Here is a 24,382-nt window from a genome sequence, read left to right as displayed (position 1 = left end):
GGATGAGCATGGAATCTCTTGCCTAGGCCAAAAATCCCAAATCACGCAGCTCCAAGCCTTGTCAGGCACGAAGCTGGCGAAGCAGATCCTCAAACTGCGATGAACCGTCGGTTCGTGGCAAAGGCCGGACGGGAAGAGCGATAGCGCGTCCGGCCAGCCGTTCCATGCGCGTGTCGCTGGGGCTGCATCCAAACTCTCGATGATAAGCGCGGCTGAAGCCGGATGCATCGGCAAATCCGACACTGAAGGCAATAACGCCAATGGGCCGCAAATCTGCCAGATCAGACAGAGCGTCGCGCGCTGCCAGCAGGCGCTGGCGGCGAATATAGTTGCTGACCCCGCCAACAGCATCGAACAGGCGATACAGCCGGGATCGCGAAATTCCCATGGCGCGGCAAAGGTGGTCTGCGTCCAGTTCCGGCAGCAACAGGTCGCGCCGGATGATCTGCCGCGCGCGTTCGAAACAGGTGATGGAAATTGCGCCTTGCGCAATGGCAGCCCGGTCCATACTGGGCGCGAGGCAAAAGGAAACCATAGCCTTGGTTGCGGCGGCAAGTGCTGGAACGTCGATCTGGTCAAGCTCGTTCAGATGACGCCGGACCATCAGCAGATAGTCCGCCAGCATCGCGCCCGGCCCAACGTCAGGAATGGTTTCGCAAACGCTGTCCAGCAAGGCAGACGTCGCGGTATACAGATCACGCGGAATCAACAGTGCAACGGTGTTCGTACTGTCGGTGACACCAGCGCTCCTGCGTGCCAGCGAGCGAAAATTCAGCGAGCGTGTCTCTTGTCGGCCTTTGACATTTGTCGATGGCCCGGAGTTGTGAAGAATCAGGTACCAATGGTCACCACTGGGATTGGCAGCGTGTTGCCAGTTGCGCGATGGGGCTTCGCAAGGCGTCGCAATGTCACAAAAGACCATGCTGCCCAGGTCCCAGGCGGTGAACTCGGCGTCAAATCCACCCGGCGAGCGCTCAGTCAGCCCCAGATTCACAACAGGTTGCAGAAAATCTGACCAGGCTTGAAACTGATCTGCTGCCGGCATGCCACAGGTTGCGAAACGGGTCATGGGAACCCGCGACTTTGGGCTGGCTCTGCTTTTAACCGCGGGTTGAAAATCCATACTGGCCCCCTCAGCAATAGATTGCACCTATGAGAGCTACAGTTTGTCGCATCAGTCAAATTAATTATCATAGATTGAAATTCGTATGGATTTCAAACAAGTCGCTCGTCCAATCTGGGACGGCATGCACAAGAATGGGATAACGTGCGATTGCTGCCCGCTGGCCGCGTATTATGCTTCGACAGCAACATGTGCTTATCGACCCGGCCTGCGGGATTTGCGCAAACAGGCAATTGCGGAGGTCTTGTTCATGTATTCCCAACTTCATGTCGATGAAGCCGTTGAAACCCCGGTTGTTTCCACCGGGCAATTGCCCGACCCGGAGCGTGTGACCGCCATCGTCAATGAGGCGTATGAGCGGTATCGCGGCAATGATGATGGCAAGGTTGCGGACTACATACCGGCCTTGGCAAAGTCACCGCGCCATCAGTTCGGCATCTGCGTTGCCGGCGTCAATGGCGGCGTTTACGAGGTTGGCGACACGAAACAGCTTTTCTCGATCCAGAGCATTTCCAAGCCCTTTGTTTTCGCACTGGTTTGCCAGGCACTGGGCGGCGGCGAAGCCCGCCGCAAGATTGGGGTGAACAGCACCGGCCTGCCCTTCAATTCTGTCATGGCGATTGAGCTGAACGAAGACCGGACAATGAACCCGATGGTCAACGCCGGAGCCATTGCAACCACCAGCCTTGCCCCTGGTGCAAACGCGGACGAGAAGTGGCGTTTTGTGCGTGATGGCCTTTCGCGTTTTGCCGGACGCCAGCTGGATGTGGACGAGGAAGTCTACCAGTCGGAGGCGGCGACCAACCAGCGCAATCAGGGCATAGCCAGGCTGCTTTATGGTTATGGCCGCATGTACAGCGACCCCGAGGAAGCCACCGACATTTACACCCGGCAGTGCGCCCTGAACATCAATGCCAGAGATCTGGCAATCATGGGCGCCACGCTGGCGGATGGCGGCGTCAACCCGGTCACCGGCGAGCGCGTGGTTGATGCGGACCGCTGCAAGCGCGCTTTGGCCGTGCTGGCAACGGCGGGCCTTTACGAACAATCCGGTGACTGGCTTTACGAAGTTGGACTGCCGGGCAAAAGCGGCGTGAGCGGTGGTCTGGTCACGATATCGCCCGGCAAGGGTGGTTGCGGCACCTTTGCCCCGCCGCTTGACGAGGCGGGCAACAGCGTGCGCGGGCAACTGGCCACCCGCTATCTGTCTGATCGCCTTGGCCTGAACCTTTTTGCGTCGCAGCCCGAGCGCTAAGCGCGGGCCACCTGAAGCATTCCCGTTGAAACGGAGATATCATGTCCGGGCAAACCACCCACGCCAGCGCGGCATTCGAAACTAAGGAATCCTGGGTTCCGATGATCGCCATTGCCCTTGGGCAGGCAATCATGTCGTTCAACGTCGCATCGCTTCCTGTCGCGCTCAGCGGCATGGTGGAAAGCTTCGGCGTTCCTCCGACCACCATTGCAACCGGCATTGTCATGTACTCGCTGGCTGTTGCAGGCTTCGTCATGCTGGGCGCAAAGCTTGTCCAGCGGTTCGGTTCAACGCAGGTCTTCCGCATTGTTGTTGCGCTGTTCGGCGTTGCGCAGGTTCTGATGACCTTCAGCCCAACGGCAACTTTCATGATGGTCGCGCAGCTTTTGTGCGGCCTGGCGGCGGCCGTGATCGTGCCCGCTCTGGTGGCGCTGATAGCCAACCATTACCACGGCCAGCAGCAGGCGACTGCAGTGGGCGCACTGGGTTCGGCGCGCGCCGGTGCAGGTGTTGCGGCCTTTCTGATCGGTGGTGTCCTTGGCACCTTCATCGGTTGGCGTCCCGTCTTCGGCATCCTGATTGTCACCTCGGCAATTGTGTTTTTCCTCAGCTTCAAGCTCAAGCCGGAAGAGGCCAGGCCCGAGGTCAAGATCGACCCGATTGGTGCCATTCTCGCCGCGTCCGCCATCATCATTCTGACATTCGGGTTCAACAACCTGAACCGCTGGGGCCTTGGCATTGCGCGGGATGCCGCGCCATTTGACGTGTTCGGCCTGTCGCCCGCACCGCTGATGATTGTTACCGGCATTGTGTTGATGAACTTCTTTGTGTTCTGGACACGCCGCCAACAGAATTCCGGCCGCACCCCGCTTCTGGATCTGCGCGTCATCGCCTCCGGTCAGGAGCGTGCCGCCGTTATTGCCATGATGGCCGTTGTGACACTGGAAGCGATGCTGAACTTTTCCGTGCCGCTCTACATCCAGATCGTGCAGGGCAGATCGCCTCTGGAAACTGCTGTTGCCATGCTGCCATTCAACCTGACGGTGTTTTTCACCGCTATGCTGGTTGTGCGGCTTTATAAGGTCTATACGCCGCGCGTCATTGGCATGACGGGTTTTGTCCTTTGCGCCATAGCGCTTTTCTGGCTTGCTTTTGTGGTTCGCAATGACTGGAGCGCGCCCATTGTCATGATCGGGCTGATCGTCTTCGGCATCGGCCAGGGTGCATTGGTAACACTGGTCTTCAACGTGCTGGTAACTGCGGTACCCAAGGAACTGGCCGGTGATGTCGGCTCGCTGCGCGGAACGGCCAACAACCTTGCAGCAGGTGTCGGAACCGCGCTGGCAGGCGCTCTGCTTGTCGGCCTGCTCAGCGCCAGCATCATGAGCCGCATTGCAGACAATCCCACTCTGCCGGTGGAATTGCAGGCGGAAGTTGATCTGGACAGCATCAATTTCATCAACAATGAGCGCCTGCTGAGCGTCATGCAGCAAACATCCGCCAGCCCCGAGCAGGTGGCCGAAGCGGTCCGGGTGAACATGGAATCGCGGCTTCAGGCTTTGAAGATCGGCTTGTTGATCATGGCCTGCATCGCGCTTCTGGCAATTTTCCCGGCCAGCCGCCTGCCCGCCTACCGGCCGGGTGAAATTCCGGCCAATCCGCCCATTCGTCCGGTCCCCGTGCCGGAGGAGGAACTGGCCTGATGGCGCGGCCTCGCCTTCTGGTCCTGTCGCTGGGTGGCACCATTACCATGGTGCCCGGCAGCGAGGGCGGCATAGTCCCCAAATTGGGCGCAGAGGAGCTTGTCTCCTCGGTGCCCGCTCTGGCGGACGTGGCAGAGATTGTTGCGCAATCGCCATTTCGACTGCCCAGCCCATCGCTGGGTCCCAATGACCTGGTGGAAGTTGCACGTCAGATCCGTGTCGCATTTGCCGAAGGTTTCGATGCCGCCATGGTCGTTCAGGGCACCGATACGATTGAGGAATCGGCTTTTCTGCTCGACCTCCTGGTGGATAGTGACAAGCCCGTGGTTGTCACCGGCGCCATGCGTGGCGCAAGTGCACCGGGGGCAGAAGGCGGAGCCAATCTGCTGGCTGCCGCTCAGGTTGCGACCTCGCCCGAGGCAGCCGGTCTTGGCACGCTGGCAGTTCTGAACGACGAAATTCATGCTGCACGCTTTGTGCAAAAAGCCCACACAGCGCTGCCTTCGGCTTTTCTGTCGCCCATTTGCGGGCCACTCGGTATTGTGGCCGAAGGGCGGGCGCGGTTTTTCACCCGTGTTTCTCGCAAGCCCAATCTGGCGATACCTGACCAGGCTCCCGCCCCGATTGCCTTGCTGAAATGGTCAATGGGGGATGATGGCAGACTGCTGCGCAATCTGCCCTCACTTGGCTTTCAGGGCCTGGTTATTGAGGGCATGGGCTCGGGCAATGTACCCGCAGACGTCGCACCGCTTCTGGGTGACCTTGCGGCATCATTGCCGATTGCCTACGCAACGCGGGCGGCAACTGGTCCGGTTTTCACTCAAACCTATGGCTATCCCGGCTCACAGATGGATCTGGTGGCGCGCGGCATTTTGCCTTCCGGCCTGTTGTCCGGCCTGAAGGCACGGTTGCTGATGGCGCTGGCGTTGAGCGACGGCGGCACGCATGACGCCGTTCGTCAGGCATTCGAGCCCTATCAGTAAGGCCAGAGCCGATGATATCGCCGCAGAAAAATGAAGCAACAGCCACACCCAGGCGCGCAGCGCGGGTGGGCGCGCTTGGCCTCATGCGCCGCACCGTCATATTTTACGTATTGTGGCTCGGGCTGGCTGGTGCAGGCATTGCAGACCTGATCATTGGCCTGTTTGCCGCTTTTGCCGCAAGCTGGACCAGTTTCCTGCTGATCCCGCAGAGCCCGGCACGTTTTTCGCCATTGGCTAGCATGCGGCTTCTGTTCAGATTTGCCGGGCAGTCATTTCTCGCCGGAATTTACACGGCGCGCCGGGCGATGGATCTCAACATTGCGCCAGGTTTCATAACGTATCACACCAACCTGCCCGCCGGTCCTGCGCGCAACATGTTCACCACAATCGAATGTCTGTTTCCCGGCTCAATGCCGGTAGAGGAACGGCGGGACGGCACCCTGGTCCTGCATTGCCTGGATGTCAACCGACCCTCTGCATCCGGAATGGCAAGGGATGAAGCGTTGCTCAGGCGTGCAGGCGGAGTGGGTACCCCGCCATGAACGACATTTTTCTGGCAGCGGCAATCTTCATTCCGGTCATGACCGGGCTTGGCCTTGTTCGCCTTCTCATCGGCCCGGGCATTGTGGACCGGATCATGGTGGTGCAATTGCTGGGAACCGGCGGAGCAGCGGTGCTTCTTCTGCTGGCCACTGTGAGCGGCAATGAAGCGATTGTTGATGTTGCGCTGATGCTGGCACTTCTGGCCGCCTTTGCGGCTGCAACGTTTTATGTCTGGGTGACCCGTTCCACCAGCCAGGGCGAGGACAGCCAATGAGCACCGCTCTGATGGTTTTCAGCATTGTGGCGGTGACCTGTGGCGCATTTTTCTTCATGGCCGGCACAATCGGCCTTTTGCGCTTTCCGGATACGCTCAGCCGCCTCCACGCCTTGACCAAGGTGGACAATCTGGGGCTGGGGCTGATTGCCCTGGGCGTGCTGCCGCAAGCAAGCTGGCCATTTGGCGCGCTGAAAATCATCTGTGTCTGGGTTTTGGCGCAACTGGCAGGCGCAACCGTGGCACAATTGCTGGCCCGGTTGGCGCGGCAGAACGCGCATGATGCTTGAAACCGCGCTTGATGTGGTCATCGGCCTTATGGTTCTGTGCCTTGCTGCCTGGACAATTCGCGTCAGAGACAGCCTGGCCGCAACGGCCGGATTCATAGCTTATGGGCTGTTGCTCGGGCTTGTCTGGGTTCGGCTGGGCTCTATCGATATTGCATTGACCGAGGCGGCCATCGGCGGCGGATTGACTGGAGCTTTGCTGCTGCGGGCGGCAACGCGGCTGCGCTTTCAAACACAGGCCCCGCAGCATGAAACCATGCGGCCGGCCAGCGGCCTCATCCGTGCTATCACCGCCCTTTGTTGCGGCAGCGTGACCCTTGCTCTGGGTGCTCTGGTTCTGAATTTGCCGGATGAGGCGGCAACGCTGGCCCCGGCGGCCGCGGCCGAACTGGCGCGAACGGGCGTGGGCAACCCGGTCACCGCTGTGCTTCTGGCCTATCGCAGCCTCGACACGCTGCTGGAAATGATTGTGCTGCTGCTGGCCCTGATCGGAGTCTGGTCGCTGGCAACGGATGACGCCTGGGGCGGCCGGGCAGGTCCGCAATTTGCGCAATCCGGCGGGCCATTGCCCTTTCTGGCACAATTGCTGCCGCCATTCACTGTACTGATCGGCATTGCGCTGGTCTGGATAGGCGCGGATGCGCCGGGCGGCGCGTTTCAGGGCGGCACCGTCATCGCGGCTGGCTGGACACTGGTCATTCTTGCAGGATTGCGCCCAGCGCCCCGTATTTCGTCTCGGGCTTTACGGGCGGCCCTGGTGGCCGGGCCGGTTTTCTTCATTGCTGTGGGCTTTGTTGGCGCAGCATTGTGGGGCGGCTTTCTGGCCTATCCCGCCGGTTGGGCCAAGCCGGTCATCGTGGCGGTTGAAGCCATGTTGACCCTGTCCATTGCCGTAACACTTGCCATGCTGGTTGCCGGACCACCTCTGCACGGGGAAGCGCGATGAGCACTGCCACACTTTTTGGCCTGTGTGCTGCCGCCCTTGTGGGACTTGGTCTTTATGGCCTGATTTCAGACCCCAGGCCATTGCGCAAAATTCTGGCCTTCAACCTCATGGGCGGCGGCATTTTCATTCTGTTCGGCGTTATCGCCCGGCGGGGCGCGGCGGCTGGCTTTGCTGGCGACCCTGTGCCTCAGGCCATGGTCATCACCGGCATTGTCGTTGCATTTGCCGCCACTGCACTTGCCGTAACCTTGCTGATGCGGCTTGTCGATGCGCAGGGCAGTTCCGGGATCGATGATACCGAAGCGGAGGACGAGGCATCGTGATCCCCATCGCAGACCCGGTCGATGCGGGCAGCCTGCTGCTGGTTCTCATCATCATCCTGCCAATCGCCGGAGCGATGCTTGTGCTGCTGGCCAACCACCGGCACAGCTTCCGCATAGTGCTGGCAACCGGTGCTGCCACTTTGGTTGTCGCCTGTCTTATAACCTTGCAGATTCATGGCATGCAGGTTCCGCTTGTTGCCCTACTGGGCGGATGGCAGCCGCCATTGGGGCTGGCTTTGCGGGCAGATGGCCTGTCGGCAGTTCTCATCCTGCTGTCGGCACTGCTGGTGCCGGCAACGGCATTGTTTGCGCAGGCGGATATGGCCAGCACAGCAACCGAAGCCCGCCGACCGCTGATGTTCTGGATTTTGCTTCTGGCACTTTGGTGCGCGCTGAACATCGTGTTTGTCAGCAGCGATTTTTTCAACCTGTTTGTGGCTCTTGAACTCCTGACCTTCAGCGCTGTTCCGCTGGTTTGTCTGGATGGCAAACCGCGGGCTTTGGCTGCTGCGCTTCGCTATCTCATGTTTGCCCTGTTCGGCTCTGCGCTTTATCTGCTGGGCATTGCACTTCTGTATGGCGCCTATGGCGTTCTTGATATTCAGCTTCTTTCCACCCTTGTTTCAGATGAACCCGTTGCCTGGTGCGCCCTGGCCATCATGACCGCCGGCCTTTTGGCCAAATCTGCGCTGTTTCCACTTTACCTCTGGCTGCCAGCCGCGCATTCAGGCGCACCTGCAGCGGCCAGCGCAGTGCTTTCGGCACTGGTGGTCAAAGCCTCATTCGTCATTGTGCTGCGGTTGTGGGTGGATGTCGCGCCAGAGGAGATGGCAAGCGCCGCCGCCCCGATGCTTGGCGCGCTCGGCGCTGCCGCCATTCTGTTTGCAAGCCTCATCGCCATGCGGCAGCCTCGACTGAAGCTTATGGTGGCATATTCCACGCTTGCCCAGCTCGGATATCTGTTTCTGGTGTTTCCGCTGCTGCAAGGTGGCGCGTGGGCCAGCGTGGCGTGGACAGGAATGACCCTGCAACTCGTATCTCACGCTTTTGCCAAGGCCGCGATGTTCATGGCTGCCGGTCTTGTGGCACAAGCTTTCGGGCACGACCGCATAGCGGCAATGGGCGGTTGTGCCCGATCGCTTCCCATTCCATTCCTTGCCTTTGCGTTGGCCGGTCTTTCGCTGGTCGGGCTGCCACCCAGTGGCGGCTTTTCGGCCAAATGGCTGCTGCTGACAGCCGCCGCGGCGCAGGAGCAATGGTGGTTGGCCATAACCATCCTTGTCGGCGGCATTCTCGCCGGGGGGTACATCTTCCGCGTTGTTGGCCTGGCATTCGGCGGCCCTGACGCAGCACCACGCCTGCTGCAGACGCCGCGACGCGGACCGCAGATTGTCGTTCTTGGCCTTGCTCTGGTTGCCATTGCACTGGGCTTCCTGCCGCAGGCAGTGCTGGATATCTCGATGATCGGCCAGTCTTTCAACGATGGTGCTGTGCAATGACCGACCAACTGTTCGTTACACTCGCCATTCTGACCCCGATTTTGCTGCTGTCTGGCTGTCTGGTTTCGCCAATTCGCGCCCATGTCATCAGGTTCATGGCACTGGCCCCGCTTCCCGCGTTTGCTGCAGCGTTCGTCACGCCGGATGGCACGGTCACGCTGCCACTGTCGGGCCTGACTCTGACAATCGATTCGCCCGGGCGGCTTCTGCTTGGCATTGCTGCCCTATTGTGGATGGCGGCCAGCCTGTACGCCTCTTTGACCATGGCCAACGATCCGCGCCGGACGCGTTTTGCAATCTGGTGGTTGATGTCAATGACCGGCAGCCTCGGAGTGTTTCTGGCTGGTGGCCTTATCAGCTTCTACTTCATGTTTTCGCTTGGCAGCCTGGCAGCATATGGGCTCATAACGCATGAGGGCTCGCACAACGCCCTGCGGGCCGGGCGGGTGTATATGATTTTCACCCTTATCAGCGAGGCGGCTTTGCTGTTGGGGTTGGTGTTGCTGGCGCTGGCGGCCGGTGGTGCCTCGCACTCCATACCCCAGGCAGTTGCGGCGCTGCCTCTGTCTGCCAACGCAAATCTTGCCTATGCGATGCTGGTGACCGCATTTGCCATAAAAATCGGCCTGGTACCGCTGCATTTCTGGCTGCCGCCCGCCCATGTCAACGCGCCCACAGCCGCCAGCGCCGTGCTCAGCGGGGTCGGCGTCAAGGCCGGGATCATAGGCCTTATCCGCTTCATGCCGTTTGAAACCGGGCTTCCGGAATGGGGTTACGTATTGGCAATCATTGGCTGCCTGTCGGCCTTTTACGGCGTTGCTTTTGGATTGACACAAACATATCCAAAATCGGTCCTGGCCTACTCCACCGTCAGCCAGATGGGTTTTTTGACCGCAATTCTCGGGCTTGGCCTGATGTTGGGAGATGGCGACCTGCTGCCAGCAGCGCTTTATGCCGGTTTCCACATAATCGTAAAAGGAGCGCTGTTTCTGGGGCTCGGCGTTCTCACTCTCACCGGCGCACAGGGCCGCCGCGTCTTGACCGTCATCATCGCCATTCTCGCGTTCAGCTTTGCCGGACTGCCACTCAGCGGCGGTTATGTCGCAAAAATGGCGGTTTACCCGCTGCTTGGCTTCGGGCTGGCGGCAACAATTGCCACCATGGCCGCCGTGGGCAGCGCGCTGCTCATGGCGCATTTTCTCACATTGCTTCCTGCACCCTCCTCTTCGCCAGATGCATCACTGGGGTTCAAGGGCGCAGTGTCCGCTTTTGCTGTCATGGCGCTGGCATCGCTTGGGATATTGTGGTCAATTTATCCGCGAATAGCAGCTCCCGACATTCTACTGGACGATCTGATGAACCCGAAAATGCTCTGGGCCGCTGCCTGGCCAATTGCGCTGGGCCTTTTGCTGACATTTGCCATGCGCCGTGCGGGCGCAAAGCTGCCAACAGTGCCACCGGGCGATATTTTGTTGATTGCGCAGCGGGGCGGCACAGCAGGTCAGTGGTTCAGCGGCATTGCCGCCAGTTGCGACGCCACGCTGCGCCGGTGGCGCGTCGGCAGCCTTGCAGTGGTCATCGTGGCAATGGTTTTCGCGTTGGTGCTTTCCGGCTGTGCCAGCCGCCCCACCGGTGTGCTGGTGCCGAGCAACAGCACTGTGCCGGATGCCAGCAGAGTGGATCTGCTGGTGGCAACCACCCGTGCCCCGACAAGCGAGCCAGGCGTCATATTTTCCGGCGAACGCGGTTCTGCCCTCTCGCTCCTGAACATTGGCGTTTCCATACCGCCGGAAAACGCGCGAGAGGTTGGGCAGGTGCAATGGCCTAGCCGGCTGCCTGCCAATCCGGCCCGGGAATTTGCGACGCTGAATGTCACTCCGCTGGCCGGCCAAACCGAAGCGCGGCAATGGCTGAGCGAGCATCTTCCCGCAAACCGCCGCGTCCTGATTTTCGTACACGGTTTTAACAATCGCTTCGACGATGCGGTTTATCGCTTTGCCCAGATTGTTCATGATTCCGGGGCCGATGTCGCGCCCATCCTGTTCACCTGGCCATCGCGGGCGCGGGTTTTTGATTATCTTTACGACCGGGAAAGCACCAATTTCTCCCGTGATGGTCTTGAAACGCTTTTGCGAACTGTCATCGCGGATCGTGATGTGGGCGAAATTACCGTGCTTGCGCATTCAATGGGCGCCTGGCCGGTCATGGAGGTTTTGCGGCAGATGGCAATCAAGGATGGCCGCATCGACCCCAAACTTCGAAACGTCATTCTGGCGTCACCGGACATCGACAGCGACGTTTTTGCCACGCAATGGCGCAGAATTCCCAACCCGCGCCCGGAGGTTTTTCTGTTCACGTCACAGCGCGATCGCGCCCTGGGAATTTCCCGCCGTATATCGGGCAATGTCACGCGGTTGGGTGAAATTGATCCGGCCGCAGAGCGCTACCGTGCAGCGCTTGAGGAATCCGGAATTGTTGTTCTTGACCTCAGCGGCATGTCCGGTGCCGATCGACTTCACCACGGCAAGTTCGCCGACAATCCGGAAATCATTCAGTTGATTGGAAACCGCCTGATTGCCGGGCAGTTGATGACGGATTCCGAGGCAAGTCTGGGCGAGCGTATCAGCGGCCTGACAATTGGCCTTGGCAAGGCGGTTGGTGGCGTTGCAGGCGCCACCATCAGTGCACCGCTGGCGGTGATTGATCCGAACACACGCCGAACCTACGGCGAGCAGATTGAGCAGATCGGCCTTGATTTGCAGGCGATTGAATAATTGTCGTCAACGCTGTGTTCCGGCGACGCGACGAAGATCACTGTTTTCATGGATCCGGCTGCCGGGAGCGGATGCGGCAGCAAGCTCCACCACCGCATCGGCCACCGTTTCCGCCGAAATTGCAGCATAGGGCGCGAGTGGTCCAACCATGATCGGCTGAAGAGCCGAAACCACGCGTTGGCCTATCGCCTCACCCACACGCCTTTCGTTACGGCTGCCAAGCAGTATGCCGGGGCGGATAATGTCCAGCCGTTCAAAGCCAAGCGCAGTGACGGCCTGTTCAATCCGGCCCTTGGTCTGAAGATAGAAGCCCGGCCCACCGGCCCCCACGGATGTCACAAGAATAAAGTGCTTCGCGCCCAGAGCCTTTGCACCTTTGGCAACAGCCAAAACATAATCATGATCAACCCGAAACATTGCTGGCTGCGATCCGGCGGTGCGAATGGTTGTGCCCAGACACGAAATTGCAACATCAACACCGTGTGGTGCGACAGGCATCAGCAATTCGTCCGGCGACCTGCACAATTGTTCAAAATCAACGGCACTGCCGGATGCCAATGAGCCGCTTCGTACCAGTTTGATCAGTTCAAACTCCGCGCGTGCTGAAAGGCGGGCGCTGACAAGCCCTCCCACCAGCCCGGTACTGCCAGCAAGAAGCACTTTTTGCGTCATGGACAACGATCTTTCAGGTTAACTTCAGTTGCGGGTTAGCGGGGGCCCAACCCTATGATGCTCCCCCGCTGGCAATTCAGGTCAATGCTCAACTGGTGATGAAGGCCAGAAGATCGGCGTTGATTGTTTCGGCGTTTGTGGTCTGCATGCCATGTGGAAAGCCCGCATAGATTTTCAGAGTGCTGTTTTGAAGAAGCTGCTCCTGAAGCAGTGAGGCGTTTTTATAGGGCACAATCTGGTCGTCATCGCCCTGCATGATCAGTACCGGAACAGTGATTGTTTTCAGATCTTCAGTCTGATCCGTTTCCGAGAATGCCTTGATCCCTTCATAATGGGCTTTCGCACTGCCCATCATGCCCTGCCGCCACCAGTTTTGAACAATGCCTTGCGATGCGTCAGCGCCGGGGCGGTTGTAGCCGTAGAAAGGGCCGGATGCCACATCGAGGTAAAACTGCGCGCGATTGGCAGCCAGTTGCGCCCGGAAGCCATCGAATATCTCTATTGGCAAACCACCCGGATTGTTTTCGGTTTTAACCATCAACGGTGGTACGGCGCTGATGAGAACAGCCTTGGCAACGCGTCCCTGCGGTTGGCCATGCCTTGCAACATAGCGCGCAACCTGCCCGCCACCGGTCGAATGACCAACATGTATGGCATTTTTCAAGTCCAGGTTCTCAACCACGGCAGATGCGTCGGCTGCATAATGGTCCATATCATGCCCTTCGCTGACCTGGCTCGATCGGCCATGTCCACGCCGGTCAAGCGCAACAACGCGAAAGCCGTTGGCAAGAAAGAACAGCATCTGCGTGTCCCAGTCGTCGGCGCTGAGCGGCCAGCCATGATGAAACACAATAGGTTGGGCGTCTCTGGGCCCCCAATCCTTGTAGAAGATATGCACGCCGTCCTGCGTCTTCACAAACGTCATGATCGTGTCCCCTTCCTGTGTGTGAAAGATCTGATTGAACTCTGGCGATTTTCGAAAAAGTGAACTGCGAAGCCAGACTACACTTTTTCGATCAGTCAGTCCCGATTATGCCTTGTCATTTCAACGCATTCTTTCTCGAGTGCTCACCGCTCGCAGGTATGCACTCACGAAAAACTGATGGTCTTTCATTGCTGAAATTGGAAGCTGCAGCCGCAAGCACAAGTTGAATGGAAATTATGACTGCCTAGGTATGAAATTCGACGCCGCCTGAAGCAGGCGGACAAACGGAGGATTTCCATGAAGCGCAGTTTCTCAATCATTCTTATGGCAGCCTTGCTTGCCAGTCCGGGCAGTGTTCTGGCCCAGGACATTCCACAGGCGGCATCAGCCTTGGGATTGAGCGATATCCAGATCCGCGAAAAATCCAGAGCCGAATATGGACAGCGCATTCACGGCACGCTTCCCGGCGGTGCACGCGTTGAGGTCGATATTGATGGCAAGGGTGTGATTGAGGATATTGAAGCGCGAGGCAATGACCTTTTCCCCATTGCCGATATTCGCAGCCTTGTGCCTGCCGCTGTTGTTGAAAGTGCATCATGGCCTGCTGATGCACAGCTTGAGAAAATCGAGTTTGAAAGCGATGGGCGTGTAGAAATCGAAGGCCGCCTGGCTGACGGGCGAGAATTTGAAGCCGAATTTGCGGCCGACGGCCGGTTGCTGGATTTCGATTCCGACAGCTGAGCCAAACTCCGTCGGCGAATTTAACGCCGGCAGATGGCAATTGCAGTTGCAAACGCAAGCGCCGATTGCAAAGTCAGTGTTAGCGTTTGCATAGCGTGAAATATAAGCTACTTCTCTGGCGAATCGCGATCAGGGAGAGCCCATGTCTGACACGCCAGCCAAGCGCAAGCGAAGCCGCCGCCTTTCCAGCGGCGGTGTTAAAATGGAAGACGTTGCCAAGCTGGCTGGAACCTCCACTCAGACCGTATCGCGTGTGCTCAGCCGCCCGGAACTTGTTGCGGAAGAAACACGCAAGCTCGTGGAGCAGGCGGTTCGCGATCTGAATTATATTCCCAACAGCGCCGCACGGCTTCTGGCTTCCAGTGTCAGCCATATTGTTGCAGTCATCATTCCCAGCCTGTCTGCCAGCGTCTACGCGCAGGAAGTGCACCATATTGTTCGGGTTCTTGAAGAGCATTCCTTCTCGGTCGTCATAGGACACAGCGACTATTCCGAGCTTCGCGAGCAGCGGCTTGTGCAGTCTTTCATGGAGCGGCGGCCGGATGGCTTCATTCTGACGGGCACCCAGCATACAGACCTGACACGCCAGCTTCTGAAGAGCAGCGGAGTGCCGGTGGTTGAGACCTTTGATGGCGACAACAAAGCCATGGACATGTCGGTTGGTTTCAGCAATTTCGATGCCGGACGCATGGTCGCCGAGCTTTTCCGCAGTCGCGGGCTAACCCGAATCGCCTATGTCGGCGGGCGGTCGGATCAGGACCACCGCTCCAACAAGCGCTATGAGGGGCTGTGTTCCAGACTGGCGGAAGATGGGCTGGCCCCGGTGGCCCGCATCGAGCTGACGCTGCCCATGCCTATCGGCGATGGAGTGCGCGGGCTGGACCGTGTTCTTGAGATTGATCCTCTGACCCAGGCAATTTTTTTCAGCGCTGACACTCTGGCTATCTCCGCCTTGCTGGAATGCAACCGGCGCGGGCTGCGCGTGCCGGAACAACTGGCAATATGCGGCTTTGGCAATTACGATTTTGCTGACGCCGTTGTGCCCTCTCTGACCACCGTGGCCGTGCCATTTGAAGAGATCGGCGCACTTGCCGCAAAGGCAATTCTGGCCCGCCTGGACGAGCCGGCAAAAGCGCTGTCGCAGACGGTGGTGCCGTTGCAACTTCTGCGACGCGCGAGTGCCTGACAGATTAAACCGGAATGCCATTTCGAAAGCAATTGACATCTTTTTTTGATAGCGCTAACACGAATTTATGGAATTCTGAGTGGAGGCTCACGATTCCGCCATTCGTAATGACCAATCTTTGGTCATCCGGCATGGGACCAAAGTGACCCTGTGCCGAACTTGCGAATGTCAGCGCATCAGGGAGGGATTGCCATGTCGGTTGCTGTCTATTTTGAACAATTTGCCATAGGCGCATCACGCTCTTCGCCAACACGCACGATAACCGAAACGGATATTGTGGTTCACGCAGGGCACACTGGCGACTTTTTCCCTCATCATGTTGATGCCGAGTTTGCGGCGAAAACCCCGTTCGGTCAGCGCATTGCGCATGGAACCATGGTTTTCTCCATCGGCATTGGCCTTGCGGCCTCCGAGGTAAATCCCGCTTCATTCAGTTACGGGCATGACAAATTGCGCTTCGTGCGCCCGGTGTTCATCGGCGATACAATCCAGACCCGGATTACGGTTATCGAAAAGATGGATGACCCGCGCAAACCGCAATATGGCCGTGTGACAGAGCGGTGCGAGGTTGTGAACCAGCGCGGTGAAACCGTTCTTGTTAGCGATCACATACGGATGGTGGAAAAAGCCCCGGAGACGCTCCGGCAGGCTTGAGACGACAAGTGGCATCAGCCGCTTGGATTTAAGGGAGGGAAGAGCATGAAATTGTTTGGAAGAGGAATGATCAGCGCTCTGGCGATGCTGGCCATGGTTGGCACTGCCTCGGCGCAGGTTTCCGCCGTTTTCGGCGGCGCTGATCCACTGGAGGGTGTGTACGACCGCCAGAACCAGAAATTCGTTGATCTGGTGAACGAGCGCGGCGAAGGCGAAATCAAGCTTGAGTTCATTCGTGGCGAGCAGCTTGGCAACGACGTTCAGGTCATCGAGCAGGTGATGAGCGGCGCGGTACAGTTCTACGGCGACGATTTCAGCTTTTATGCCAACTGGGTTCCGGAGCTGAACATTGTCAGCTGGGGCTTCCTGTTCCGTGACAATGCGCATGTTGAGGCCTTCATCAACAGCGACGCCTATAAGGAAGCCGTTGAGAAACTGCGTGTTGAGCAGGGCATCCGTATTCTGGCTGCCGGCCCGGGCCAGATTCGCGTCATGGTTTCCAACCGCCCGATCGGCAGCATTGATGATCTTGCTGGTCTGAAGATGCGCGTTCCGGAAATCCGCACTTATCTTGCGCTGTGGGAAACACTGGGCACATCGCCGGCACGCGTTGCATGGGGTGAAACGTTCCTTGGCCTTTCAACTGGTGTTGTTGAAGGCGCTGAAGGCGGCATCTCCTCGCTTTATGGTGCAAAGTTCCACGAAGCAGCCAAGCATGTGACCCGCACAGACCATGTGCGCATCATCGCGCAGATTGCAGTCAATGATGCATGGTTTGAAGCACAAACCCCTGAAATTCAGGAACTGCTGACCACTGCCGCTCAAGACGCGGTCAAGTGGCAGACAGACACTGTCACTGCCGAGCAGGCGGAAACGCTTGAGAAGATGGCAGCCGACGGCGCGACCGTGACTGAAATTGACGTGGCACCGCTTCGCGAGCGCTCCGAGGTTGCGGTTGAAAAGCTGGAAGCCGAAGGGTTCTGGCCAAAGGGTCTGTGGGCAAGCATTCAGGCGTTGCAATAAAGCATTTCTTGTTGAAACAGATATGTTTCAACTAAAAGACAATGCGACGAACAAGGAGTCAGACCGACACGGTCTGACTTGATGCCGGTGGCCGGCGGTTAAAGCAGTTCGCGTTATAAATTTACTGCAAACAACGACCTGGAACATCTTCGCAATTCCCTGAATGGCGAAGATGTTCGGGTCGGCCACCTTTGGCATGCCAAATGGGCGCATTCCGCGAAAAGGTTAGAACCAATGCTTGCTAAACGAATTGACGGGTTTCTTGCGGGGTTGATCCGCTTCATCGCCCGCATAGAGATTTCGGCGCTGGTGGTCATGATGGTTTTCATCGTGCTGTCCATCGCTCTCCAGACGTTCACGCGCTATGCGTTTGGCCGTCCTATAACCTGGGTCGAGGAAGGCGCCACTTACGCCTTTATCTGGATTACATTTGTGGGCGCCGCTTATGGCGCGAAGCAGGGCAAGCTCATCAAGGTCGAGCTTTTCAGCGCGAACTTTCATGAGGCGGGGCTGCGCAAGATCGCCATCCTCAGCCACATCATCATCTTTCTGGGATGCTCCTATCTGGCATGGATCACGCCAAGCGTCATTGCCATTGAGAGCCGCAGTTCCACAATTGCGCTGCCAATCGATGTGCCGCGCTCCTGGTTCTACTCAGTCCCGCTTTTCTACTTCGCCTTCGTGACAGCTTTTGTAAGCCTGGCACGCCTCTTCAGGTTGATCGTGCTCAAGGACAGGACACCGCTCGTGGAGCCGTTCCCTGTTGAAGAGCAAGACATTCCTCTAACCGCGAGCTGATCCCGTGCCGATATTTGTTCTTTTCGCAGGCTTTCTGGTTCTGCTTGCAGCCGAAGTTCCCGTAGCAATCGCGCTGTTCCTGTCGTCCCTGGCCTATATTGACATCTTCACGCCGATGCCGCTGTCAATCGTCGTGCAGCGCATGGCATCCGGCCTGGACAGCTTTCCCCTGATTGCCATTCCACTGTTTGTGCTGGCCGGCAACATTCTGAACGGCGCAGGCATCGCAGCGCGCATCTACGCCTTTGCGGTGGCCCTTGTCGGCCACATCCGGGGCGGTCTGGCGCAGGTCAACATTTTTGGCAGCATGGTCTTTGCCGGTATGTCCGGCGTGGCGCAGGCTGATGCCGCGGGTCTTGGCACCATCGAAATCAAGCATATGAAGCAACACGGCTACAGTGCGCCCTTCGCGGCTGCCTGTACCGCTGCCTCGGCCATTATCGGCCCGGTCATCCCGCCAAGCGTTATCATGGTGGTTTACGCGGTTACGGCGCAGGTTTCGCTAACCAAGCTGTTTCTCGCAGGCATCATTCCCGGCCTGACAATGGGCGTGGCGCTGATGATCCTGGTTTACGTGCTTGCTGCCACGGGTCGCGTTGTTGCGCCAACAGAGCCGCGCGCCAACATTCCGGTAATTGCCATCACGTTCTGGAAAGCACTTCCGGCACTTGTTGCGCCAATCTTCCTGACATCCGGCATGTTGATGGGCTTTGCAACGCCAACCGAGCTGGGTGCCCTCACCGTTCTCTACGCCGTGGTGCTCGGCTTCATCACCAAGGATCTCACGGTTTCTTCGCTGTTCGCACATATTCGTCAAAGCGCGGTAACCTCGGGCATTCTCACGCTCATCATCGCAGCGGCCGTGCCATTCGGCTGGATCATCTCAGTCGGTAACTATGCGTCCGGCCTGCTTGGTTTCTTTGAAGCCATCGGTGCCAACTGGGTTGTCTTCCTGCTCATCGTCAATATTGCGCTTCTGGTCTTCGGCCTGTTCATCGAAACCACCGCCGTGTTGCTGATCGCCACGCCGGCACTGCTGCCACTGGCCGCTGTCTTCGGCATCGACCCGATCCACCTTGGTGTCATCATGATCGTCAATCTTCTGATTGGTGCGATTACACCGCCCATGGGCGTCATCCTGTTCATCTGCCAGCACATCGCGGAAATCCGCTTTTCCGAGATGATCAGGGCGATCCTGCCCTTCTACATTCCGCTCGGCATCATGCTTCTCATCATCACCTATTGGTCCCCGATCGTGATGTGGCTGCCGAACTACTTCTACTAAGCATCGCCAGGCTAAGCTCTATTCAAGGAACTACCAAAATGACCAAAAGCACCGGCATTCTTTCCGGCTACCGTGTACTAGACTGCTCCATTGCCATGGCCGGCCCCTTTGCTGCACAGCGTCTGGGTGATCTCGGTGCTGACGTCGTGAAAATCGAGCCAGTCACCGGCGAGTGGCAGCGCCATGTTTCGGCAGGTGGTGCAAAGGGCAACCGCATCAATGTGTCGTTTCTGTCGCTCAACCGTAACAAACGCTCCCTGGCGATTGACCTCAAGTCGCCAGAGGGCAAAGCGACCCTGATGGATCTGGTCAAGGACGCAGACGTCTTTCTGCAGAACTATCGCCCGGGCGTTGCTGCACGGCTGGGTGTGGACTACGAAACATTGGCCAAGCTCAATCCGCGCCTCGTTTATGTTTCCATGTCCGGCTATGGCGAAAGCGGTCCATATCTGAACCATCCGGGTCAGGACCTTATTTTGCAGGGCATGTCCGGCGCCATGTTGTCGGCAGGCCGTGAAGGTGAAGCGCCAACTGCAGCAGGCCAGTATCTGGTTGATGCTGTTGCCGCCTACACCGCGTTTGAAGGCGCATTGGCGGCATTGCTTCACCGTGAGCGCACGGGCGAAGGCCAGCTTGTTCAGGTGAACATGCTGGATGCCATCACCAATATCCAGATGCAGGAGCTGTCGGTGTTCACCGTGGCGGGCAAGCCACAGGCACGGTCGGCTGAACCTCACGCGCATGTTTACATTCGCGCACCATACGGCGCGTTTGCAACGAGCGATGGCTATATCATCGTGGCGTTTCCGCCGCTGAAGCCGTTTGGCGAAATTATCGGTGAACCGTCCTTCCTGACAATGGACGATGAAACAGACAGCTGGGCACAGCGCGACCATATTTTTGCCCGCACGCGTGAGCGGCTGGTAACAAAAACGTCTGCTGAATGGCTGGCACTCTTTCGCGCTGCCGACATCTGGTGCGGACCAGTCTATGGCTATGACGAGCTGCTCAAGGATGAGCAAATCCTCCACAACAAGACTTTTGTTGAATACGACCATCCGACGGAAGGTCACATCAAGACACCGGGCTTCCCTATCCGCTTTTCCAAAACACCATCACGCATTGAACGTGGCGCGCCGATCACCGGTGAGCACACGCGTGAAGTTCTGGCCGAAGCCGGCTTTTCGGAAGACCGGATTGAAAAGCTTCTGGCAAGCGGCGTTGTTTCGCAGGGAGAACTCTAGGTCATGACCAACGATGTTCTCTTCACCGTTGATGGGCATATCGCCACCATTACGCTGAACCGCCCGCAAAAGCTGAATTCAGTTACGCCGGAAATGTCTGACGCGATTATTGCGGCGGTTGAAACGGTCAATGACAGCGACACAATCCGCTGCGTTATCGTGACGGGTGCAGGCGAGCGCGCTTTCTGCGCGGGTTCCGACATCAAGGAACTGGACACGTATGAAACGCCATGGCAGTTCCGCAACCGGCCGGATTATTGCGATGCCATGCGCAAGCTTTTGAAGCCAAGCATTGCCGCAGTGAACGGTTATGCCTTTGGCGGCGGGCTGGAAACCGCAATGAGCTGCGATATTCGCATTGCGTCCGATAACGCCCAGTTCGCTGCTCCGGAAATCAAGCTGGGCTGGATCGGTGGCGGCGGCATGGCAACATTTCTGGGCCACTCCATTGGCGCGTCCAATGCCGCGTTGATGCTGATGACCGGAGACCCCATTCCTGCGGACAAGGCACTGGCCTGGGGGTTGATCAGCGATGTTGTGCCACAGGCTGATCTTATGACACGGGCGCACTCTATAGCGCAGACCATTGCGTCCCGTGCGCCCATTGCCGCGGAAACTGCCAAGCTCAACCTGCGCGCCGCATTCGCAATGCCGCAGGAAAAGGCCATCGAGTACGAGCGCGACCTGCAAACAATCTGCTTTGCAACGGCCGATGCACTTGAAGGTCGCGCCGCCTTCAAGGAAAAGCGCGCGCCGGTGTTCACCCGGCGTTGATGCCACCCGAAATTCAGCAAGAGACAAGAGTTACGACCATGACCGTGACATTGAAGGGCATGACCTGGAGCCACCCGCGTGGCTACGACCCGATGGTGCGCTGCTCGCAGATCTTTAAAGACAAGACCGGCATTGAGGTGGTCTGGGAAAAGCGCTCGCTTCAGGATTTTGAAAGCTTTCCGGTTGATGAACTGGCAAAGGCATACGACCTGATCGTGATTGACCATCCGCATGTCGGGCAGGTAACGCAGGAAAACTGCCTGCTGCCGCTTGATGTGGCCGGACGCGAAGGCGAACGGGCCGCGCTGAGCAAGGCGACGGTCGGGCAGTCCTATGACAGCTATTTGTGGCAGGGGCGTCAGTGGGCATTTCCCATCGATGCCGCCACGCAGGTTCAGGCCTATCGGCCGGACTTGCTGGCACAGGCACCGACCCGCTGGCAGGAAGTCATGGAGCTGGCCCGCGAAGGCAAAGTGCTTTTGCCACTGCGTGAGCCCCATGCGCTCATGACATTTTATACTCTGGCGGCCAATATCGGCACGCCCTGCTCTACCGAACAGGGCGATCTGATTGCACCGGATGCGGGTGCGAAAGTTTACAATCTGCTGCAGGACCTGGTTGCACATCTGGACCCGGCATGCTTTGCGATGGACCCGATTGATGCCAGTGAGGAAATGGCAAATGCCGAAAGCCAGAGCGCCTGTATTCCTTATACTTACGGCTATGTCAGCTATGCGTGGGAAGGTTTCCGGCCAAAGCGCATAGGTTTTGCCAATATCCCCGCGGTGGGCGAAAACGGCCCGGTTGGCGGTGCTCTTGGCGGAACCGGCATTGCGGTGTCGGCCTATACCAAGCATCCGCAGGCGGCGACTGACTTTGCCTACTGGATTGCCGCGGCAGAGGCGCAAAGCGGGCCTTATGCTGCGGCAGGCGGCCAGCCGGGCAATGCAGAGGCCTGGGAGGCTGATGCGGTGAACACTCCGGCCTGGGACTTTTATCGCAACACGCGTGAGACGCTTGAAGGCTCATTCCTGCGGCCACGGCATGACGGCTACATGGCATTTCAGGTCAAGGCATCGGAACGCATCAGCAGCGGCCTGCGCGCTGGCGAGGCCGCGGATGCGGTTATCGCCGATCTGAATGCTCTTTTCCGCCAGAGCTTCTAACGTCTTACAACCTTGTACCGAGACGGAGCATTTTTGTATCCAACAGAAATGCTTCGTCTCGTTCTCATTTCCTGTTAGCTTTTTTCAAAGCAAACGATGGCTTGCGCCTTTCCGGGCTGCAAAGTGCTGCATGTTTGACAAGTGATTGACGCGCGTCCGACATGCCCTATTTCCAGCGTGTCATGTCAACATTGCCCTCCGCATCGCAAGATATCTCGAGATTGATTACCCGGGTTGCGATGAAGGACCGCGGGGCCTTTGACACGCTTTATCAACGAACCAGCGCGAAACTTTTTGGTGTCTGTCTGCGTGTCTTGTCAGATAGGGCTGAAGCCGAAGAAGCGTTGCAGGAAGTTTTTGTGAAGGTCTGGACCAAGGCCGACCGGTACGCTGTTTCTGACCTAAGCCCTATAACGTGGTTGGTGGCCGTAGCGCGCAACCACTCCATTGACCGCGCGCGCGCGCGCGGCAGGGGTGCTGCGCCAATCGACGAGGCAATGGAAATTGCGGATGATAGTCCTGGACCGGAAGCGCTTGCGATTGCCAGCGGTGAAACCCAGCGAATTTACGTCTGTCTGGACGAGCTTGAGGAAGGCCGTTCTGCTGCCATACAAGGCGCGTATCTGAATGGCGAGAGCTATGCAGAGCTTGCCGAACGGCACAAGGTACCGTTGAACACAATGCGAACCTGGCTCCGGCGCAGTTTGCTGAAATTGAAGGAATGTCTGGAGCGATGACGTCCGACGGCATGAAAGACCCCGAGCGCGAAGGTGACGATATGATCGCCGCCGAATACGTTCTTGGCGTTTTGCCATGGGACGAGCGCCAGGCCATTGAGAAACGCATCAGCGATGACGCGGTTTTTGCGAATCTGGTTCGAAACTGGGAAAGCCGCTTCGCACCCATGAACGGAGCGTTTGAGGACGTAACCCCGCCGGCTTCTGCCAAGGCTGCTCTGGATCAACGGTTATTTGGCTTGGGCGAAAGCTCTTCCGCGCAACGGGGCGGCCTGCTTGAACGGCTGAGTTTCTGGCGCGGCTTGTCCATCGCGGCGATGATCGGCCTGATCGCGCTTGTCGCGATGCCATATCTCAGCCCCACTTTGGACAAAGCGCCTTCCGAGCGCCTGGTGGCTTCTCTTGCAGATCCGGGAAGCGATGTCAGCTATCTGGTTGTCTACGATTCCGGATTGGGCGAGGTGTCGTTGTCACATGTCTCGGGCGATCGCGCTGCCGATCATGATTTCGAGCTCTGGGTGATCGAGGGTGACAGTGCCCCAGTGTCGTTGGGCGTTATCCCGGTCGGCGCCAGTGTTAACGTACCGGTGGCGTCAGGTCACCGTGATCTGATTGGAGCCGGAGCACTGTTTGCAATCAGCCTTGAGCCGGAAGGCGGTTCACCGTCAGGCGAGCCTACAGGCCCCGTTGTTGCTGCGGGCGACCTGCGGACAATCTGACCGATACCGCGCCGAAAGATATTCTCGCGCTCCGGTCGAACTGCATTTCAATATTTTTTTTGACCCGGCTGAAACTTTCCCACCAGCGCTTCCGTAGCTTCTGAAGTTCCCCACAAGGCGGATCAGAATTCAGGAGGAGTACAGCAATGCGCAGGTTAACTTCCATGCTAGCAGCCGGCATTTTTGCGGCATCAGCTTTTACCGGCGTCGCAGTAGCGCAGGACAACCCTAAAGTCGGCGGAGCAGCAATGTTCGCCGATAAGAACATCGTCGAAAATGCGGTTAATTCTGCAGATCACACGACACTTGTTGCGGCAGTCAAGGCGGCCGGCCTGGTGGAAACGCTGTCGGGCCCCGGTCCGTTTACAGTCTTTGCTCCCGTTAACGCAGCATTTGATGCGCTGCCAGCGGGCACCGTTGACACGCTGCTGATGCCAGAGAACAAGGATCAGCTGACCAAAGTGCTGACCTGTCACGTGGTCGGCGCTGAGGCGATGTCAGCCGCTATTGCAAAGATGATTGCGGATGATGGCGGCACCCATACCGTGGATACGGTTGGCGGCTGCAAGCTGCAGGCGAAGATGGACGGCGACAAGATAACGCTGACAGATGAGACCGGTGGCGTTGCCACGGTAACGATTGCCGATGTGAAGCAGTCGAATGGTGTTATCCACGTCATCGACAAAGTGCTGTTGCCAGCCAGCTGAGGCGAGGCAAAAAAACGCCGCTCAGAGACCTTCTGAGCGGC

The 24,382-nt window shown here is 58.1% G+C and carries 25 protein-coding genes and 1 pseudogene; 23 read left to right on the top strand and 3 right to left on the bottom strand.

Annotation, left to right across the window (positions count from 1 at the left end; translation table 11 throughout):
- Window positions 1-61: 61 nt before the first annotated feature.
- Window positions 62-1,069 carry an AraC family transcriptional regulator gene (locus FPY71_RS02030; protein WP_188052172.1) on the bottom strand — a complete coding sequence of 336 codons (1,008 nt, stop codon included), beginning with the start codon at window positions 1,067-1,069 and terminating at the stop codon, window positions 62-64.
- Between the two features lie 304 nt (window positions 1,070-1,373).
- Between FPY71_RS02030 and glsA the strand changes: the two genes are divergently transcribed.
- From glsA to FPY71_RS18630, 11 genes and pseudogenes are all read left to right on the top strand, one after another.
- Window positions 1,374-2,378, top strand: a complete 1,005-nt coding sequence (gene glsA / locus FPY71_RS02025; protein ID WP_149297143.1) for a glutaminase A — start codon at window positions 1,374-1,376, stop codon at window positions 2,376-2,378.
- A 41-nt stretch (window positions 2,379-2,419) separates the two neighbouring features.
- On the top strand, window positions 2,420-4,081 hold the full coding sequence (locus FPY71_RS02020; protein WP_149297141.1) for an MFS transporter: 1,662 nt from the start codon (window positions 2,420-2,422) through the stop codon (window positions 4,079-4,081).
- Window positions 4,081-5,064 (top strand): asparaginase, encoded by a 984-nt coding sequence (locus tag FPY71_RS02015; protein ID WP_149297139.1) that lies wholly within the window; start codon window positions 4,081-4,083, stop codon window positions 5,062-5,064. Before FPY71_RS02020 ends, FPY71_RS02015 begins: the two co-directional genes overlap by 1 nt.
- 11 nt (window positions 5,065-5,075) lie before the next feature.
- Window positions 5,076-5,606 carry a Na+/H+ antiporter subunit E gene (locus FPY71_RS02010; RefSeq protein ID WP_149297137.1) on the top strand — a complete coding sequence of 177 codons (531 nt, stop codon included), beginning with the start codon at window positions 5,076-5,078 and terminating at the stop codon, window positions 5,604-5,606.
- Window positions 5,603-5,881 (top strand): MrpF/PhaF family protein, encoded by a 279-nt coding sequence (locus FPY71_RS02005; RefSeq protein ID WP_149297135.1) that lies wholly within the window; start codon window positions 5,603-5,605, stop codon window positions 5,879-5,881. Before FPY71_RS02010 ends, FPY71_RS02005 begins: the two co-directional genes overlap by 4 nt.
- Window positions 5,878-6,171 (top strand): monovalent cation/H(+) antiporter subunit G, encoded by a 294-nt coding sequence (locus tag FPY71_RS02000; RefSeq protein ID WP_149297133.1) that lies wholly within the window; start codon window positions 5,878-5,880, stop codon window positions 6,169-6,171. Before FPY71_RS02005 ends, FPY71_RS02000 begins: the two co-directional genes overlap by 4 nt.
- Entirely contained in the window at window positions 6,161-7,114 is a 954-nt protein-coding gene (locus FPY71_RS01995; protein WP_149297130.1) for a hydrogenase subunit MbhD domain-containing protein, read from the top strand. Before FPY71_RS02000 ends, FPY71_RS01995 begins: the two co-directional genes overlap by 11 nt.
- Entirely contained in the window at window positions 7,111-7,437 is a 327-nt protein-coding gene (locus tag FPY71_RS01990) for an NADH-quinone oxidoreductase subunit K (protein WP_149297128.1), read from the top strand. Before FPY71_RS01995 ends, FPY71_RS01990 begins: the two co-directional genes overlap by 4 nt.
- On the top strand, window positions 7,434-8,936 hold the full coding sequence (locus tag FPY71_RS01985; protein WP_246160093.1) for a complex I subunit 5 family protein: 1,503 nt from the start codon (window positions 7,434-7,436) through the stop codon (window positions 8,934-8,936). Before FPY71_RS01990 ends, FPY71_RS01985 begins: the two co-directional genes overlap by 4 nt.
- Window positions 8,933-10,042: pseudogene (locus FPY71_RS18635) on the top strand (complex I subunit 5 family protein); the annotation flags it as partial. The gene FPY71_RS01985 and the pseudogene FPY71_RS18635, both read left to right, overlap by 4 nt.
- Window positions 10,043-10,522: 480 nt before the next feature.
- A complete protein-coding gene (locus tag FPY71_RS18630) occupies window positions 10,523-11,710 on the top strand; it encodes an alpha/beta hydrolase (protein ID WP_246160155.1) in 1,188 nt (395 codons plus the stop codon).
- A 6-nt stretch (window positions 11,711-11,716) separates the two neighbouring features.
- Here FPY71_RS18630 and FPY71_RS01975 read toward each other — a convergent pair whose 3' ends face one another.
- A complete protein-coding gene (locus FPY71_RS01975; RefSeq protein WP_149297125.1) occupies window positions 11,717-12,382 on the bottom strand; it encodes an NAD(P)H-binding protein in 666 nt (221 codons plus the stop codon).
- An 88-nt stretch (window positions 12,383-12,470) separates the two neighbouring features.
- Window positions 12,471-13,307 (bottom strand): alpha/beta fold hydrolase, encoded by an 837-nt coding sequence (locus tag FPY71_RS01970; RefSeq protein ID WP_149297123.1) that lies wholly within the window; start codon window positions 13,305-13,307, stop codon window positions 12,471-12,473.
- A 297-nt stretch (window positions 13,308-13,604) separates the two neighbouring features.
- Here FPY71_RS01970 and FPY71_RS01965 point away from each other — a divergent pair, with 297 nt between their 5' ends.
- The 12 genes from FPY71_RS01965 (at window position 13,605) to FPY71_RS01910 (ending at window position 24,341) form a co-directional block, all read left to right on the top strand.
- On the top strand, window positions 13,605-14,048 hold the full coding sequence (locus FPY71_RS01965) for an SH3 domain-containing protein (protein WP_149297121.1): 444 nt from the start codon (window positions 13,605-13,607) through the stop codon (window positions 14,046-14,048).
- 142 nt (window positions 14,049-14,190) lie between these two features.
- Complete coding sequence (locus tag FPY71_RS01960) at window positions 14,191-15,234, top strand: LacI family DNA-binding transcriptional regulator (protein WP_149297118.1); 1,044 nt, start codon at window positions 14,191-14,193, stop codon at window positions 15,232-15,234.
- A 192-nt stretch (window positions 15,235-15,426) separates the two neighbouring features.
- Window positions 15,427-15,888: a MaoC family dehydratase gene (locus tag FPY71_RS01955; RefSeq protein ID WP_149297116.1), complete on the top strand. Its 462-nt coding sequence runs from the start codon at window positions 15,427-15,429 to the stop codon at window positions 15,886-15,888.
- Between the two features lie 45 nt (window positions 15,889-15,933).
- Window positions 15,934-16,911, top strand: a complete 978-nt coding sequence (locus FPY71_RS01950) for a TRAP transporter substrate-binding protein (protein ID WP_246160092.1) — start codon at window positions 15,934-15,936, stop codon at window positions 16,909-16,911.
- 234 nt (window positions 16,912-17,145) lie between these two features.
- Window positions 17,146-17,709, top strand: a complete 564-nt coding sequence (locus FPY71_RS01945; RefSeq protein WP_149297114.1) for a TRAP transporter small permease — start codon at window positions 17,146-17,148, stop codon at window positions 17,707-17,709.
- 4 nt (window positions 17,710-17,713) lie between these two features.
- A complete protein-coding gene (locus FPY71_RS01940; RefSeq protein ID WP_149297112.1) occupies window positions 17,714-18,994 on the top strand; it encodes a TRAP transporter large permease in 1,281 nt (426 codons plus the stop codon).
- 38 nt (window positions 18,995-19,032) lie between these two features.
- Window positions 19,033-20,238 (top strand): CaiB/BaiF CoA transferase family protein, encoded by a 1,206-nt coding sequence (locus FPY71_RS01935; protein ID WP_149297109.1) that lies wholly within the window; start codon window positions 19,033-19,035, stop codon window positions 20,236-20,238.
- 3 nt (window positions 20,239-20,241) lie between these two features.
- Window positions 20,242-21,012 carry an enoyl-CoA hydratase/isomerase family protein gene (locus FPY71_RS01930; RefSeq protein WP_149297107.1) on the top strand — a complete coding sequence of 257 codons (771 nt, stop codon included), beginning with the start codon at window positions 20,242-20,244 and terminating at the stop codon, window positions 21,010-21,012.
- Between the two features lie 38 nt (window positions 21,013-21,050).
- Window positions 21,051-22,178: an extracellular solute-binding protein gene (locus tag FPY71_RS01925; protein WP_149297105.1), complete on the top strand. Its 1,128-nt coding sequence runs from the start codon at window positions 21,051-21,053 to the stop codon at window positions 22,176-22,178.
- Window positions 22,179-22,360: 182 nt separating this feature from the next.
- A complete protein-coding gene (locus FPY71_RS01920; RefSeq protein ID WP_149298587.1) occupies window positions 22,361-22,915 on the top strand; it encodes a sigma-70 family RNA polymerase sigma factor in 555 nt (184 codons plus the stop codon).
- On the top strand, window positions 22,900-23,634 hold the full coding sequence (locus FPY71_RS01915) for an anti-sigma factor (RefSeq protein WP_149297103.1): 735 nt from the start codon (window positions 22,900-22,902) through the stop codon (window positions 23,632-23,634). The genes FPY71_RS01920 and FPY71_RS01915 overlap by 16 nt, the downstream gene beginning before the upstream one ends.
- A gap of 146 nt (window positions 23,635-23,780) precedes the next feature.
- Window positions 23,781-24,341, top strand: coding sequence for a fasciclin domain-containing protein (locus FPY71_RS01910; RefSeq protein ID WP_149297101.1), 561 nt, complete (start codon window positions 23,781-23,783; stop codon window positions 24,339-24,341).
- Window positions 24,342-24,382: the final 41 nt, after the last annotated feature.

The sequence above is a fragment of the Aureimonas fodinaquatilis genome, assembly GCF_008369445.1.
Classification (GTDB): Bacteria; Pseudomonadota; Alphaproteobacteria; order Rhizobiales; family Rhizobiaceae; genus Aureimonas; species Aureimonas fodinaquatilis.
The sequence above is the reverse complement of the archived record's forward strand: the minus strand, read 5'-3'. Positions and strand labels throughout refer to the sequence as shown.

Excerpts from the sequence above, each read along its gene's own strand:
- FPY71_RS01935 (WP_149297109.1), top strand. The coding sequence starts at position 19,033 with ATGACCAAAAGCACCGGCATTCTTTCCGGCTACCGTGTACTAGACTGC.
- FPY71_RS01970 (WP_149297123.1), bottom strand. The coding sequence starts at position 13,307 with ATGACGTTTGTGAAGACGCAGGACGGCGTGCATATCTTCTACAAGGAT.
- FPY71_RS02030 (WP_188052172.1), bottom strand. The coding sequence starts at position 1,069 with ATGACCCGTTTCGCAACCTGTGGCATGCCGGCAGCAGATCAGTTTCAA.
- FPY71_RS18630 (WP_246160155.1), top strand. The coding sequence starts at position 10,523 with ATGGTTTTCGCGTTGGTGCTTTCCGGCTGTGCCAGCCGCCCCACCGGT.
- FPY71_RS01965 (WP_149297121.1), top strand. The coding sequence starts at position 13,605 with ATGAAGCGCAGTTTCTCAATCATTCTTATGGCAGCCTTGCTTGCCAGT.
- FPY71_RS02020 (WP_149297141.1), top strand. The coding sequence starts at position 2,420 with ATGTCCGGGCAAACCACCCACGCCAGCGCGGCATTCGAAACTAAGGAA.
- FPY71_RS02005 (WP_149297135.1), top strand. The coding sequence starts at position 5,603 with ATGAACGACATTTTTCTGGCAGCGGCAATCTTCATTCCGGTCATGACC.
- FPY71_RS01930 (WP_149297107.1), top strand. The coding sequence starts at position 20,242 with ATGACCAACGATGTTCTCTTCACCGTTGATGGGCATATCGCCACCATT.
- FPY71_RS01950 (WP_246160092.1), top strand. The coding sequence starts at position 15,934 with ATGAAATTGTTTGGAAGAGGAATGATCAGCGCTCTGGCGATGCTGGCC.
- FPY71_RS01925 (WP_149297105.1), top strand. The coding sequence starts at position 21,051 with ATGACCGTGACATTGAAGGGCATGACCTGGAGCCACCCGCGTGGCTAC.
- FPY71_RS01975 (WP_149297125.1), bottom strand. The coding sequence starts at position 12,382 with ATGACGCAAAAAGTGCTTCTTGCTGGCAGTACCGGGCTGGTGGGAGGG.
- FPY71_RS01995 (WP_149297130.1), top strand. The coding sequence starts at position 6,161 with ATGATGCTTGAAACCGCGCTTGATGTGGTCATCGGCCTTATGGTTCTG.
- FPY71_RS02015 (WP_149297139.1), top strand. The coding sequence starts at position 4,081 with ATGGCGCGGCCTCGCCTTCTGGTCCTGTCGCTGGGTGGCACCATTACC.
- FPY71_RS02010 (WP_149297137.1), top strand. The coding sequence starts at position 5,076 with ATGATATCGCCGCAGAAAAATGAAGCAACAGCCACACCCAGGCGCGCA.
- glsA (WP_149297143.1), top strand. The coding sequence starts at position 1,374 with ATGTATTCCCAACTTCATGTCGATGAAGCCGTTGAAACCCCGGTTGTT.
- FPY71_RS02000 (WP_149297133.1), top strand. The coding sequence starts at position 5,878 with ATGAGCACCGCTCTGATGGTTTTCAGCATTGTGGCGGTGACCTGTGGC.
- FPY71_RS01990 (WP_149297128.1), top strand. The coding sequence starts at position 7,111 with ATGAGCACTGCCACACTTTTTGGCCTGTGTGCTGCCGCCCTTGTGGGA.
- FPY71_RS01920 (WP_149298587.1), top strand. The coding sequence starts at position 22,361 with ATGTCAACATTGCCCTCCGCATCGCAAGATATCTCGAGATTGATTACC.
- FPY71_RS01915 (WP_149297103.1), top strand. The coding sequence starts at position 22,900 with ATGTCTGGAGCGATGACGTCCGACGGCATGAAAGACCCCGAGCGCGAA.
- FPY71_RS01960 (WP_149297118.1), top strand. The coding sequence starts at position 14,191 with ATGTCTGACACGCCAGCCAAGCGCAAGCGAAGCCGCCGCCTTTCCAGC.
- FPY71_RS01910 (WP_149297101.1), top strand. The coding sequence starts at position 23,781 with ATGCGCAGGTTAACTTCCATGCTAGCAGCCGGCATTTTTGCGGCATCA.
- FPY71_RS01945 (WP_149297114.1), top strand. The coding sequence starts at position 17,146 with ATGCTTGCTAAACGAATTGACGGGTTTCTTGCGGGGTTGATCCGCTTC.
- FPY71_RS01955 (WP_149297116.1), top strand. The coding sequence starts at position 15,427 with ATGTCGGTTGCTGTCTATTTTGAACAATTTGCCATAGGCGCATCACGC.